This window comes from Mesorhizobium monacense, assembly GCF_056781675.1.
Window position 1 is genome coordinate 6642255 of sequence record NZ_CM165567.1, and the last position, 13603, is coordinate 6655857.

10 protein-coding genes and 2 pseudogenes are annotated in these 13603 nt (G+C 63.2%); 4 read left to right on the forward strand and 8 right to left on the reverse strand.

Annotation, left to right across the window (positions count from 1 at the left end):
- Positions 1-360: 360 nt before the first annotated feature.
- A complete protein-coding gene (locus tag AC1RUK_RS31855) occupies positions 361-768 on the forward strand; it encodes a hypothetical protein (RefSeq protein ID WP_481837458.1) in 408 nt (135 codons plus the stop codon).
- 185 nt (positions 769-953) lie between these two features.
- Here AC1RUK_RS31855 and AC1RUK_RS31860 read toward each other — a convergent pair whose 3' ends face one another.
- Positions 954-3044, reverse strand: coding sequence for a GAF domain-containing sensor histidine kinase (locus AC1RUK_RS31860; protein ID WP_481837457.1), 2091 nt, complete (start codon positions 3042-3044; stop codon positions 954-956).
- 230 nt (positions 3045-3274) lie between these two features.
- Positions 3275-4051, reverse strand: a complete 777-nt coding sequence (locus AC1RUK_RS31865) for a response regulator (protein ID WP_481839339.1) — start codon at positions 4049-4051, stop codon at positions 3275-3277.
- Positions 4052-4097: 46 nt separating this feature from the next.
- On the opposite strand from AC1RUK_RS31865, the gene AC1RUK_RS31870 reads away from it, so the two are divergent.
- Complete coding sequence (locus tag AC1RUK_RS31870) at positions 4098-4781, forward strand: winged helix-turn-helix domain-containing protein (protein ID WP_481837456.1); 684 nt, start codon at positions 4098-4100, stop codon at positions 4779-4781.
- A 73-nt stretch (positions 4782-4854) separates the two neighbouring features.
- Here AC1RUK_RS31870 and AC1RUK_RS31875 read toward each other — a convergent pair whose 3' ends face one another.
- Positions 4855-5022 carry a hypothetical protein gene (locus AC1RUK_RS31875; protein WP_006202193.1) on the reverse strand — a complete coding sequence of 56 codons (168 nt, stop codon included), beginning with the start codon at positions 5020-5022 and terminating at the stop codon, positions 4855-4857.
- 41 nt (positions 5023-5063) lie between these two features.
- The gene (locus AC1RUK_RS31880) at positions 5064-5396 is read right to left on the reverse strand and encodes a hypothetical protein (protein WP_481837455.1); all 333 of its coding nucleotides are present in this window, start codon (positions 5394-5396) and stop codon (positions 5064-5066) included.
- A 356-nt stretch (positions 5397-5752) separates the two neighbouring features.
- Between AC1RUK_RS31880 and AC1RUK_RS31885 the strand changes: the two genes are divergently transcribed.
- The gene (locus AC1RUK_RS31885; protein ID WP_481837454.1) at positions 5753-6205 is read left to right on the forward strand and encodes a L,D-transpeptidase; all 453 of its coding nucleotides are present in this window, start codon (positions 5753-5755) and stop codon (positions 6203-6205) included.
- 158 nt (positions 6206-6363) lie between these two features.
- On the opposite strand, the gene AC1RUK_RS31890 is transcribed toward AC1RUK_RS31885, so the two are convergent.
- On the reverse strand, positions 6364-9447 hold the full coding sequence (locus tag AC1RUK_RS31890) for an efflux RND transporter permease subunit (RefSeq protein WP_481837453.1): 3084 nt from the start codon (positions 9445-9447) through the stop codon (positions 6364-6366).
- Positions 9444-10751, reverse strand: coding sequence for an efflux RND transporter periplasmic adaptor subunit (locus AC1RUK_RS31895; protein ID WP_481837452.1), 1308 nt, complete (start codon positions 10749-10751; stop codon positions 9444-9446). Before AC1RUK_RS31895 ends, AC1RUK_RS31890 begins: the two co-directional genes overlap by 4 nt.
- Before the next feature lie 147 nt (positions 10752-10898).
- Between AC1RUK_RS31895 and AC1RUK_RS31900 the strand changes: the two genes are divergently transcribed.
- Entirely contained in the window at positions 10899-11432 is a 534-nt protein-coding gene (locus AC1RUK_RS31900) for a TetR/AcrR family transcriptional regulator (RefSeq protein WP_120013416.1), read from the forward strand.
- Between the two features lie 121 nt (positions 11433-11553).
- On the opposite strand, the pseudogene AC1RUK_RS31905 reads toward AC1RUK_RS31900, so the two are convergent.
- Positions 11554-12715, reverse strand: a pseudogene (locus AC1RUK_RS31905) (patatin-like phospholipase family protein).
- Positions 12708-13496 (reverse strand): annotated as a pseudogene (locus AC1RUK_RS31910) (acetoacetate decarboxylase). The pseudogenes AC1RUK_RS31905 and AC1RUK_RS31910 overlap by 8 nt, the downstream one beginning before the upstream one ends.
- Positions 13497-13603: the final 107 nt, after the last annotated feature.

Sequence of the window (13603 nt, forward strand, 5' to 3'; positions counted from 1 at the left end):
GAAGATGCGCCGGGCGCGGGGATTCGCGGGCGCCGCGCCTGGAAAAATGAAACCCATTTCCGAGGAAAAAGCCCCGGCGCCGGCAGATTGCCGCCCGGAGTGTGATCTTGCTCATAGTCGGACCGGGCAGGTCCGGGCATAGCTCAACGCTCTAACCGTCAAGGCAACATCCTGATCATGCACATGAAACAGCTTCGCAAACGAAACAGACCATCGGCGCTTGACCGAATATGCCCGATTGTGCCCGGTTTTCTTGTTTCATCTCTGTTACACGGGCACCCTTCGCGCGTCGTTCGTCCGTTACCAGGCGCGATTATGTTCGTTTTATAGCAAAGACAAAAATAAACGAAGGGAACGGCGATGTTTACGAAGGTTCACGCCAACAGCGACCGCGGCAGGCAAGTGCCGGAGCGCAATGACAGGCGTCCGAAGCTGGCACTGCGCCAGCGCGCCAGCGATCATCCGATGGTGATGTTCATGATGATGGGCGCCTGCGCCTTCGCCATCATGGCATTCACGCCGGCGGCCGGTCCGGCCTTCGCCTCGTTCAATCCGCCAGCCAACGTCATCGACGGCGCCTCGACCACGGTCAAGACGGCGCGGCTGCCGAAGCCGGAGATCGATTTTGCCTGCAAGGGCCAGGCCTGGGGCGCCGAGAGCGCAGATTGCCTGCGCGTCATTGCCGCCCAGTCCGGCGTGCATAGAGACCGCGCCGTCCGCATGATCGCCAATGCCGCGCCGCTGAGCAGCACGCCGAATGTTTTTTGAGTTCTGCTAGGCATGATCCGACAGTAGGTATCTAGTCTTCGGATCATGCTTGGACCTCCCAGAGCGCGCCTCCAGCGCTCAGTCAGGCTCCCGCCGCACGTCGGTCGGGAGTCTCTTTTTTTGGGGGTCTATTGATATTCAGGTGAGGCCGGCCTGACCTGATCTCAAACAGACCCAGGAAGGGGTCAGCCGGCGGCCACGGCGACCTGCTCGGCAATGGCCGAGAGCACGCCGCGGACGTCCAGCGTGCTGAAAGGCTTCTCGAGGATTTGCGGGCGCTGTGGCGCCGGCAACGCCTCGATCTCGGCCTTGGCGCCGATCAGGTCGCCGGTGACGAGCACGAAGCGCTGCGCCAGGTCAGGCCGTTCGGCAAGCAGTTCGCGATAGATGGCGATGCCGCTGGTGCCGGGCATGCGCAGGTCGGAAAAGACGATGTCGGGCGGCATATGCCCGGCGAGGGTCGCGGCAGCCGATGTCCAGGCCGCCACCACCCTCGACTTCAAGCCCATCAGTTCCAGAATGTCGGACAGCGAGCCGGCGACATCGGGCTCGTCGTCGATGATCAGCGCATGGCGCAGGCCGCTCGAGCGCGCCGGGCCTTCGCCGGTCGTGGCAGCACCGGCGGCGATCGCCGGCAACTGGACGACGAAGCGGGCGCCCCTCGGCAGGACTTCCTCGAACCAGATGTTGCCGTTGTGCCGTTCGATGATCGATTTCGAGATCGACAGGCCGATGCCGGTGCCGACGCCGACCGGCTTGGTGGTGAAATAGGATTCGAAGATGCGCGAACGGATCGCTTCCGGCACGCCCGGTCCGTTGTCCTCGACCGAAAAGCCGGGATTGCCGCGGTCGGTGCGAAATGTGTGCACCTTGATCAGCCGGTCTCCCGCGACGCCGGCCAAAGCATGCTGGCTGTTGATCAGGAAATTGGCCGCCACCTGTGTTACGTGGTCGGCATCGGCCATGGCCAGCAGCGGACCGGCGGCGAAATCGGTGTCGATGATGATGCCGCTCGAGCGGGCGCCATAAGCGGTCACTTCGAGCGCTGCGCGAATCACCTGGTTGAGATCGGTCTCGGCCTGTGCTGCCGGATGCAGGCGCACCATCGACAGGAAGCTCTTGACGATGCGGCCGCAACGCTCGGCGGCGGCGCGGACCTTTTCGGCGCGCACCTTGGTCTGCGGATCGGTGGCGAATTCGTGCAGCAGCGTCGACTGCGCGACGACCACCGCAAGCGGATTGTTCAATTCGTGCGAGACGCCGGCGAGCAGCGAACCCATCGCCGCCATTTTCTCGTTCTGGTGCAGTTTCTCGCGCTGGCGGCCGATCTCCTCCTCGGCGCGCAGCTTGTCGCGCAGGTCGCGGATCGAGCCGAAGATGAGACGGCGGTCGGCGACCCGCATCTCGGTCGCCGTCAATTCGATCGGAAAGACCTCGCCGGCCGCATTCTGGGTGACCGTTTCGAGCCGCTGGCCAACCATCGGCGAGCCGCGGCCCGACATGTAGTCGGCGCCCGACGCATAGCCCTTGCGATAATATGCCGGAACCACCGTATCGAGCAGGTCCTTGCCGAGTATGTCGGAGCGCCGGAAGCCGAACATCTTTTCGGCGGCCGGATTGAATTCGATGATCGAGCCGGTCTCGTCGATGACGATGATGGCGTCGAGCGAGGCCTGTAGCATGGTGCGGCGGATGACTTCGCTGGCATGGGCGTCCGAGGGCGAGCGCTCGATGGCGTCGCCGATGGCGAGCGCGATGATGTGCAGTGTCGCCTCTTCCTCGTCGGTCCAGCCGCGCTCGTCGACGCAGTCGTTGACCGCGAGCGTGCCCCATAGATGGCCGTGCGCGAAGACCGAAACCGACAGGAACGACTTGATGTTCTGCTTTTCGAAGTCAACTCTGAGAAAGCCTTCCAGATCGCGCGTATGACCGGCAAAGACCTTGCCCTGACGCTCATCCTCGGCCAGCCGCTCCAGCAGCGGATCCGAATTGACGACCGTCTGCATGATGACCGTCGGCGATGCCAGTTCGCCGCCGAAGTCGGGGTCGATCCAGTAGGCCGAGACCGACTGGGCAAAGCCCTGGCCAGGCAATTCGCGCAACCGGAACAGGATGCCGCGCTGGCAATCCATGGCGTTGCAGAGCGTCTCCAGGATGGTCTCCATCTCGCGCTGCCAGTCGCCGGCCTCGCGCAGCCGGCGAACGACGCGCACAGCCGCCATCGCGGCGCCCTGGCGGTCGCCCTTCATGTCCGTGTTTGCTGCGTCGGCAGTCATGATCAGCAATTATCCAAAAGCCACATCCGGTAAACTACGGAAATTCAGCACATAACCCCGAAAATCGATGCCGATTTCCGGAAGCGTCATTACGCAAAATCAGAATGCTACAGCTTCCCTTGCGTGTCCGAAAGGACGCGTGGCGCTGTCTTACGGTTTTGAATCCCTGAAATTTGAACGCTATCGCCGAAATAGCGAGAATTTCAAATCCACGACACCGGGCTGGTAGCTCAGTTGCCGTCGCCGTTCGGCAGCGAGAAGATATAGCCTTCGCCGCGCACCGTGCGCAGGAATTTCGGATTGGCGGGATCGGCCTCGATCTTCTTGCGCAGCCGCATGATGCGGATGTCGACGGCGCGCGAGGATTCCGGATCTTCGACAAACCCGATCGCTTCGGAGATCGCGGCGCGCGTCAAAAGACGGTTGGCGCGAGTCAAAAAGACCTCCAGCACGTCGAACTCGCTCTTGGCCATGTCGATGACCACGCCGTTGGCGCCGGTAACGAGCCTGCCGTCGAGATCGGCCTGGAAGGAGCCGAAGCTCAGGCGGCGCCCGGCGCCCGTCTCGGCCTTGGCGGCCTGCGGCACGGTCGGCTGCGGAACGCGGCGCAGCACGCTGCGCACCCTGGCCAGAACTTCGCGCAACTCATACGGCTTGACGATGTAGTCGTCGGCGCCGAGCTCCAGTCCGACGATGCGGTCGAGCGCGGTGCCGGCGGCGGTGGCGTAGATGATGCCGATCGGGGTTTTGGAGCGCAGCCAGCGGCCGAACGACAGGCCGTCCTCGCCGGGCATGGCAATGTCGAGAATGGCCAGGTGGAAGGATTGCGTTTCCAGCAAAGTCCGCGCCTCGGCGGCACTTTCCGCCATCGCCACCTCATAGCCGCTGGCGCCAAGATACTCGGCGACCGCCTCCCTCAGGTCAGGCTCGTCCTCGACGACTACAATCCGTGCCCGCACTATGCTCTCGCTCCCGCTTTCAGCGGAAAGTAGATTGGGTATAAACATCATGTCCAGCACTCATCTTGAGATGTCTGTCGCGGGGTGGAAAAACATGGCACGATCGGTCATCGCGCTCGTATCTGTTGCCGACGTGGTGGCGAGCGCCCTCGCCGACCATCTCGAGCGGCGTGGCCACGACGTGCGCGAAGCGCGCCAGCCCTGGGAAGCGGAATCGCTGCTTTCGGCCAAGGGCATCGACGTCGTGGTTGTCGGCGACAGCCTGAGCCAGGCCGAGGGACGCGATCTGCTCAGGCGCCACGGCGGTGAGGGCGGACCTGATTTCATCCTGATCTGCCGGCCGGCCGACCTTGTCGACAAGGTGCTGGCGCTCGAGCTCGGCGCCGCCGACGTCGTCGAAAGTCCCCTCAACGTCCGCGAGCTTGCCGCGCGCATCGGCGGCCTGTTGGCGCGGCGCGGCAGAGGTGTGGGGGAACTGGTCGTGCTGGAGAATGCGACCGTCGATCTGAGGTCGGCCATGGTCATGCATCGCTCGGGCACTGAGGACCAGCTCTCGCCGGGCCAGGTGGCGCTGCTCAGGCTGTTTCTGGCCAGCCCGCGCAAGGTGCTGACGCGCGACGACATCATTGCCGCGGCACCTGCCGAAAACGCCGACGCCTTCGATCGCTCGATCGATTCGCGCATCGTGCGGCTGCGCCGCAAGCTCGATACCGAAACCATCACCACGATAAGGGGAGCCGGCTACCGGTTCGACCCGCCGACGCAGCGCGCCGACTGAGAACAGGGCGGTCATCCTGTTTCTTTGCTTCAGCATCGGACCGGCTTTCATCTTCTTGGTCCGATGCAATCGCTCAGCGCACCACGAGTACGGAGGGCCCTGACGGCATATCGCTGGCGAGGCTGACCTCATAGGTCTGGGCACGATCCCGCAACAGCACCGCGGCAAGGCCGGCAAAGCCCAGCAGGGCTTGGGCATAAAGCAATGCGGAAAGCACCGCGGCAGCAGATTTCGTGTTCATTCTTTCCATCCCTTCAGATCAGCCCAAACTATGTTGGCGCTTCAGGAAACCCCCGAAGTGCCCGCGCCGCCCACGGAGCCCCCCGTCGCGGCGCGGGCCTTCGGTCCTCTCGGCAGCAAGTAGCCGGAGGCGCCGCGCATCCACTTCAGCCCAAGGCCGACCCGCCAGAGGGCCTTGAGCCGGTTAATGCGCAGGCTGGAGACGATCCAGACCGTGGCAATGAACAGTGCGGCATGCAGTGTCGAAACCTCACCCGTGTTCATCGCCGCAAGCGTCGTCATCGGGCTTCCGGCAACTGTGCCGACGCCGCCGACGATGACCGCCGCGATGCTCATCCTGAGGATCCAGGACGGGATGTTCGTTTTCCTGCTCATTTTCGTTTGGTGCCGACTGCTTTTCGTTACGTCAACTGTGCGGCCGGGCTGTATCCAGATCATGCCGCGCGGGCCGCGCTTTGTAGCAGATTGGTTTCGAGCCGACTTAAGTCATTTTCATATAAAGGAAAATCGCGCTTTCGATTCGCAAAAGCGTGGGAACTCGGTTGTATCGGGTTGCAAGGCCGCGAGACCGTGACGGCCTGAACCGGTCGGCTGGGTAACCATTCTTGTTAATCTTAGGAAACAGATTCGAAACAAAAACGAGCATCATGCGAACTAAGCCTGAAACATGACGCTGCGATAAGTCCGCCATCGAATTGGAGCCGGCCGGACCGGCAGAGAGAGGGGACATCATGCACACCACCATTTCCGCCAAGCTTATCAACATCATCGCCGCTGCGCTCACCGGTGCGGCCCTGCTCTTCGGCAGCGGCGCCGCCCACGCCAACCAGATCCTGGCCCGCGTCTCGCTTTCGCAGCAGACCATGGAAGTGCTGGTCGACGGCCGGCCGACCTTCGCCTGGAAGGTGTCGACCGGCGGCAGGGGGTATGTCACGCCGACCGGCTCATTCAAGCCGACCCGCATGCATGAGATGTGGTACTCGAAGAAATACGACAATGCGCCGATGCCGCATTCGGTGTTCTTCAACGGCGGCTATGCCGTGCATGCGACCTATGCCATCAAGAATCTCGGCCGGCCGGCCTCGCATGGCTGCGTGCGGCTGCATCCTGACAATGCCGCCGATTTCTACCAGCTGGTCGAGGCTTTCGGCCCCGCCAACACCAGCATTGTCATCGTCAAGTAGCAGGCTGTGGTTGGAGCCGTCTGTGAAGCCTCGGCAAGCTGCTGCGCTTCACCGTTTCAGGCTCCCGCCGGAAGGCGCTGGAAGCGGCGTCCGCGGTAAAACAACTCAGTCAAAAAGAGGCCGGAATTTCCGGCCTCTTTTTTTGTCTTTTGTCTTTGTCAGTCCACCGGCACCGGCATCAGCTTCGGATCCGGCTTCTCGGCGTGATGCGGCAGGTCCTTGCTGGCGATGAAGGTGTAGAACATCGGCACCACGAACAGCGTGAACATGGTTCCGACCAGGATGCCGGTGAAGATCACCAGACCCATCGAGTAGCGCGCCGCGGCGCCGGCACCACTGGAGATGATCAGCGGCACCACGCCCAGCGCCATCGCTGCCGTCGTCATCAGAATCGGCCGCAGCCGGACCTTGGCCGAGGCGACGATCGCCTCGCGCCGCGACATCTGGTGCTTCTCGCGCTGCTGGTTGGCGAACTCGACCAGCAGGATGCCGTGCTTGGTGATCAGGCCGATCAGCGTGATCAGGCCGACCTGCGTGTAAATGTTGAGCGTTCCGAGGCCCAGATTGAGCGGCACGATGGCGCCGAAGATCGACAGCGGCACCGCCATCATGATGATCAGCGGATCGCGGAAGCTTTCGAACTGCGCCGCCAGCACCAGATAGATGACCAGCACGGCGGCCGCAAAGGCGATCAGGATCGTGTTGCCCTGTTCCTTCTCCTGCCTGGACTGACCGGAATAGTCGACGAAGAAGGTTTCGGGCAGGCTCTCCTTGGCGATGTCCTCCAGGGCCTTCAGTCCGTCACCGGTGGTGACGCCAGGCAGCGGCAGCGCGGAAATCGTCGCCGAGTTCAGCTGGTTGAACTGCTCGATGGCCGCCGGCGACGCGTTGGTGGAGATCGTTACCACGGAAGAAAGCGGCACCATCTCGCCCGAGGCGCTGCGCACGAAATACTCGGCCAGCTTTTCGGGATTGTCACGGAACTCCTGCGGCACCTGCGGGATGATGTCGTAGCTGTTGGAGTCGCGGTCGAACTGCGCCACTTCGGCGCCGCCGACGAGCAAGGTCAAGGTGCGGCCGATGTCGGCGATCGGCAGGTTGAGGGCCGCGGCGCGATCGCGGTCGATGGTCACCGTCACCTGTGGCGCGTCGTAGGACATTGAGTTCTGTACGACGATGAAACGACCGGAAGCCTGCGCCTTGTTCTTGATCTGCTCGGCCGCCTCGTAAACCTCCGAGGCGGCGCCGGTCGATCGCACCACCATGGAGATGGGCAGGCCGCCGCCGGAGCCCGGCAGCGTCGGCGGCGCGAAGACGAAGGCTTCGACACCGGCGACCTTGCCGAGACGCCCCTGTATGTCGGCCTGGAGCTCCTTCGAACCGCGGGCGCGCTCGGCCCAGTCCTTGAACGCGAAGCCGACGAAGGCGCCGTTGGTCTGGCCGCCGAAGGCGACCGCCGAGAACTGCGCCCGCGTTTCCGGGATATCCTTGACCAGGCCCAGGATCTGATTGACGTAGGTCTCGGTGTAATGCGACGTCGCGTAGCGCGGCCCGGTCACGATCGACAGCAGGAAGCCCTGGTCTTCTTCCGGCGCCAGTTCGCTTGAGGTTTTTGTGAACGCGAAGCCGGTGACGCCGACCAGCGCAAAGACGATGATCAGTGTCACCGGGCGATAATTCAGCGAGCCTTTGACCGCCTTCTCATAGACGCGCTCGACCCATCCGAAGGTGCCATCGACAACGCGCTGGAAACGGCCGGGCGCGCCGGCCTTCAGCAGGCGCGCCGACATCATCGGCGTGATGGTGACGGCGATGATGCCCGACAGCACCACCGAACCGGCAAGGGTGACCGCGAATTCGCGAAACAGCGCACCGGTCAGGCCGCCGGTGAAAGCCAGCGGCGCGAACACCGCAGCCAACGTGATCGTCATGGCGACGATGGCGGAAAAGATCTCCCGCATGCCGTTGAAGGCCGCCTGCATCGGCGACATGTGGTCCTCTTCCATGTGGCGGTGGATGTTCTCCACCACTACGATGGCGTCGTCGACGACCAGGCCGATCGCCAGCACCATGGCCAGCAGCGACAGGAGGTTGATCGAATAGCCGACCGAAAAAAGCAGGAAGCAGACGCCGATCAGCGACAGCGGGATGGTGACGATCGGCATCATCACCGAACGGAACGAACCGAGGAAGAGCAGGATGACGACGATGACGATGGCGACCGCCTCGGCGATGGTCTTGAACACCTCCTCGATCGAGGCGCTGATCTGCTCGGTGGAATCGTAGACGATTTCGATCGTCATGCCTTTCGGCAGCGTGTCCTGGATCGTCGGCACGATCTTGTGGATCGCCGCCGCCGTCGTCAGCGGGTTCGCTGCCGGCGTCGGGAAGATGGCGAGGAAGGTGCCGGGCTTGCCGTTGAAGCTGACCCGGGTGTCGGTGTTCTCCGCGCCCAGTTCCACGCGTGCAACGTCGCGCAACCGCACCACGTTGCCATCCTTTGAGCGAAGCGGAAGCTCGGCGAAAGCCTCCGGGGTCTGCAATGTCGAGCGTACGGTGATCGACGAGACGACATACTCGTTCTGGGTATTGCCGGGCGCGGAGAGGAAGTTGGAATCGTTGATGGCGGTCAGCACGTCAGACGCGGTGACGCCGCGCGCGGCAAGCTTGACCGGGTCGATCCAGACGCGCATCGAATATTCCTGGGCGCCGAAGATCTGCACCTCGGCAACGCCTTCGACCGTCGAGATACGGGGCCGGATGACGCGCTCGATGTATTCGGTCAGCTGCTCCTTCGTCATGTTCGGATTCTGCATCGAGATGTACATCATCGCGAACTGATCGCCGGTGCCCTTGACGATCACCGGGTCCTTGGATGCATCCGGCAAGGTGCCGCGCACGCCCTGGACCTTTGACAGCACTTCGGTCAGCGCGACATCGGGATTGGAGCCAAGCTTCATCTGCACCGTCACGGTGCTGGAAGACGGCCGGCTCGCCGAGGTGACGTAGTCGATGTTTTCGGTCGAGGCGACGGCACGTGCGATCGGCGCGGAGATGAAGCCCTGGATCAGGTCGGCGCTGGCGCCGGGATAGGCGGTCGTGATCGTGATCGCGGTTTCATCGACCTTCGGGTATTGCCGGATCGACAGGTTGAAGATGCCCTGGAAGCCCAGGAGCAGGATCATGCAGGCCAGAACGGTCGACAGGACCGGGCGGCGGATGAAGATGTCGGAAATGCTCATTGCTGGGCGGCCTGGTTGTTTGCCGATTTGGTCGGGTCGATCGTGTTGTCGACGGCAACGGACATGCCGTTGTAGAGCCGGTTCTGACCGGCGGTGACAACCGCGTCGCCAGCGGCGATTCCTTCCAGGATCTCAACCATGCCGTTGTTGCGGCGGCCCGGCTTGACGAAGGCCTGGGACAGGACAAGCTCCGGCTTCGGCGCTTCCGTTGCAGGCTTGGCCGGGTCTGCAGCCGCCTTGTCGGCTGGCTTTGCCGCAGCACCTTCGGCAGCGGGTTTCATCGCATCTGCCGTCGGCTTGGCGGCATCCGCCGCAGGTTTGTCGGCGGGCTTTTCGTCCGGCTTGGCTGCCGGGGCCGGAGCGGCTTCGGCGGCCTTGGCCGGACGCACGACGAAGACGAAGTCGCCATAGAGGCTGGACGTCAATGCCGTCTGCGGCACCGCCAGCACGTTGTTTTCCTCGGGCAGTTCGACACGCACCTGCACGAACTGGCCAGGCGTCAGCTTGCCTTCGTTGTTGGCGACCTCGGCGCGGATGGTGACGAGCCGGCTCGCGGGGTCGATCTTGGGATCGATGCCGCGGATCTTGCCGGCAAAGGGCATGTCGCCGCCGCCGATTCCCAGCCGCACGGTCTGGTCGATCTTCAGCAGTGGCAGCTGCTGTTCGGGAACCGAGAAATCGACCCGCATCGTGTCCAGGTCCTGCAAGGTCACCACGGACGTGCCGGGCGCCAGGTACTGACCGAGATCGATCTTGGGGATGCCCACCGTGCCGCTGAAGGGCGCCCTCAGCTGCTTTTGGTTGAGCACCGCCTGCAGCTTGTTCACTTGGGCGGCGGTGGCCGATGCCGCTGCCCGCGCCGTGTCGAGCGTAGCTTCCGCATTAACGCCACGCCGCTGCAGTTCGATGGCGCGCGTCAGCGCCGTCTCGACGAGCGCCACCTGCGCCTTGGTTGCCTCCAGATCGGCACGCTCGACGGCATCATCGAGCTGCAGCAGGGTCGCGCCGTCCGCCACCTTCTGGTTGGCGTGGAAAAGGATCTCCTTGACGATGCCGGCGGTCTCGACGGTCAGGTCGACGCCACGCACGGCGCTGACCGTGCCGATGGCCTCGACGCCCGGCGTCCAGCTCGACGGCTTGACGATGGTCGTCGAGACGGTCGCCGCCGGCGGCTTCATCGTGGCGAAGTACTGCTTGATGCCGTTGTCGCGCAGGAAGTTGAAGCCGACGATGCCGCCACATACCACCGCGAGCACGAGCAAAACCAAGGCGATGACGATTGTCTGGATTGTGCGCTTGAACAAGAGTGTCCCCTCAACCGGCGACCGGCATGGCGGTCGATCCCGGGACAGATATTCGTCTCATGTCCCGATTTCAAATGATGGCGGTCTTACTGTACCGTCTGGACGGTCTTGTCAATTCCACATAGGCTAATGTAAGGGGAGGCGCCGATGAAAACCCGCAGAGCAAATTCCCGCGACAAGATCCTCGCCGCCGCCGCCGAGGTGGCGCGCGAGACCGGTCCCGGCAGCCTGTCGCTCGACGCCGTCGCCAGCCGCGCCGGCGTGTCGAAGGGCGGCTTGCTCTATAATTTCCCGACCAAGGCGAAACTGATGCAGGGCCTGGTGGAGGACTATCTGCGCGAATTCGAGCAGGCGCTGGAGTCCCGCGCGGCCGACAATGGCGGCGAAAGCCGGCTTGCGGCCTATGTCAGGCTTTCGGCCGACGATTGCGAGGAGCCGAAACCCTCGGCGTCCTGGATATTTTCGGCAATCGCCGAGGACCCCGATTTCATGACGCCGATAAAGACCTTCAAGCAGCAGCTGTTCGAGCGGCTGAAGGATGAGACGCCTGATATCAAGGCGCTGCTGGTCTGCTTTCTCGCCATCGAAGGGCTTCGCAGCATGAATCTCTTCGATTCCGACGTGCTCTCGCAGGACGAGCGCCGGCTGCTGGTGGCGTCGCTGCTGGAGATTGCAAAATGAGTTGCCGGGCCCGCTAGCCTAGAGCGGTTCATCAGTTTCACTGAAACGCAGAATCGCTCTATCTCTTTGCTTTGACGCAATTCCGGACGGAAAACCGTTTCACACTTTCCTGGAATTTGCTCTAGGTCGGATCCTCACGATGCAGATCGTGGATCGCGACGCCCTCGACATTGGTCGGCAGTGTCAGCCACTGGCGATGGCGCAGCGTGCGCTGCGTGTCCTCGAGGCCCATCTCCCAATGTTCGCGCATCGAGGTGCCGGAGAATTCGTAATCCTTGGCGTGCCCCTCATAGCCTTTGTGCTGGTAGATGAGGTGAACAATGTTGACCACGCCGGCGTCCGAATAGTCGGCGATCAGCTCCTTCTCGCCGTCCCTCAGTTGCTCCGGGGGTACGCGCTTCAGCACATCGAGCAGCTTCATCTTCAGTGCGTGGATGCGCTGGAAATTGTCGGTGTTCTGGCGCGTGCGGCTGGAATACATGATGTCCTTGTGACGCGACAGCACGTCGGCCATGCCGCGCGGCAGCACGCCGCGGGCGCTGAACAGGTCGACCTGGAACACCAGCGACGAGCGGTCCTCGTCCTGGTCGAGCAGATATTGCAGCGGCGTGTTGGAGACGATGCCGCCATCCCAGTAATACTCGCCTTCGATGCGGACCGACGGGAAGGCGGGCGGCAGCGCGCCGCTGGCCATGATGTGCTCCGGGCCGATGCGCACATTGTCGGTGTCGAAATAGACGAAATTGCCGGTCCGGACATTGACCGCGCCGACGCTGAGCCGCTTCCTGCCGTCGTTGAGGATGTTGAAGTCGATCAGGCTTTCCAGCGTGTCCTTCAACTCGGCGGTGTCGTAGAAGCTGGTGGCGCCTTCGGCCCCCGGCTGTTCGAACCATGGATTGGGACTGCGCGGCTTGAAGAAGCCGGGCTGGCCCATGGCCATCGTCATCCACGAGGAGGTGCGGTTGCGGATGTCGCGGGTAGATGTCGCCTTCGGGCGTATAGGCCCAGATCTTGCGCCCCGAAATCGTCTGCCAGAATTGCTCGAGACGCTGCAGCCGGCGGCTCGGCTCGTTGCCGGCGATGATCGACGCGTTGATGGCGCCGATCGACACGCCGGACAGCCAGCTCGGCTCGCAGCCGGCTTCGGCCAGCGCCTGATAGACGCCGGCCTGATAGGCGCCGAGCGCGCCGCCGCCTTGGAACACCAGCGCGATGCGATCATATTGCGCCGTGATTTCCTCGATGGTGGCGGCGAGCGCCTTGTTGCGGGTGCGTTCAAGCACGAGCTTTCTCCGGCTGGGATGCGCTGGCAGCGGGCTGGCTGTGGTCGGCGAGGTAATCGTGGACGACTTCGCCCAGCCCGAGCGTCAGATCGGCGGTGAAATGGACGGCGGACACGATGTCGAGCACCGGCAGCTTTGCCACGTCGGCCATGACATGAGGCCGAAGGTCGAGCGCGGCGGGCGCCGTCCAGGCCTCCTTCAGCGTCACATCGGTGAGGTAGTAGCGGACCAGCTCGCAGATACGCGGCGTGCCGTCGACATGCGGTATGATCTTGAGAAGGAAATTGGGCGCGGCAAGCGAAGCCAGTACCTGATCGTGGTCGGCCTCCCGGTGCTTGTAGCCCATCGTGCCGGTGGCGCAGAGCACGCTGCCATAGTGCAAGGTGCCGACCACGACCTCGCCCTCATGCACCATCTTGGGGTTGGCGAGTTTTTTCGGGAAACCCCAGAGCTCGCGGCCGCCGGCGATCGGCGCGTCGTCGTCGAGCTACATCGAATGGACATAGCCGCCGTGTTGGCCCTTGTAGCGCACCGGGATGACCTGGCCGGTCTCGGTATAGTCGCCGAAGCCGGTCGAATCCGGCATGCGGATGAACTCGTATTTGACCAGCGGCTCGCCGATCTCCAGCGGCGCCGGAACGACAGCCTCGAGCGCCTCGCGCGTCGTGCGGTAGGTGATGATGACATATTCGCGGTCGAAGAAACGGTAGGGACCGGGCGGGAAGGACGGATTGGTGAGCGGCATCGCATAGGCGCGCTTCACGACATCGGCGATTTCCAAGCTTGTACCCCATTCATTCGGGAATGACCGCGCGAATGCGCAGGCAATTATGTTGCACGGCACCATGACAGTCCCGTGTCGGCCGGGCGACCACGGCCGCAAGGTCA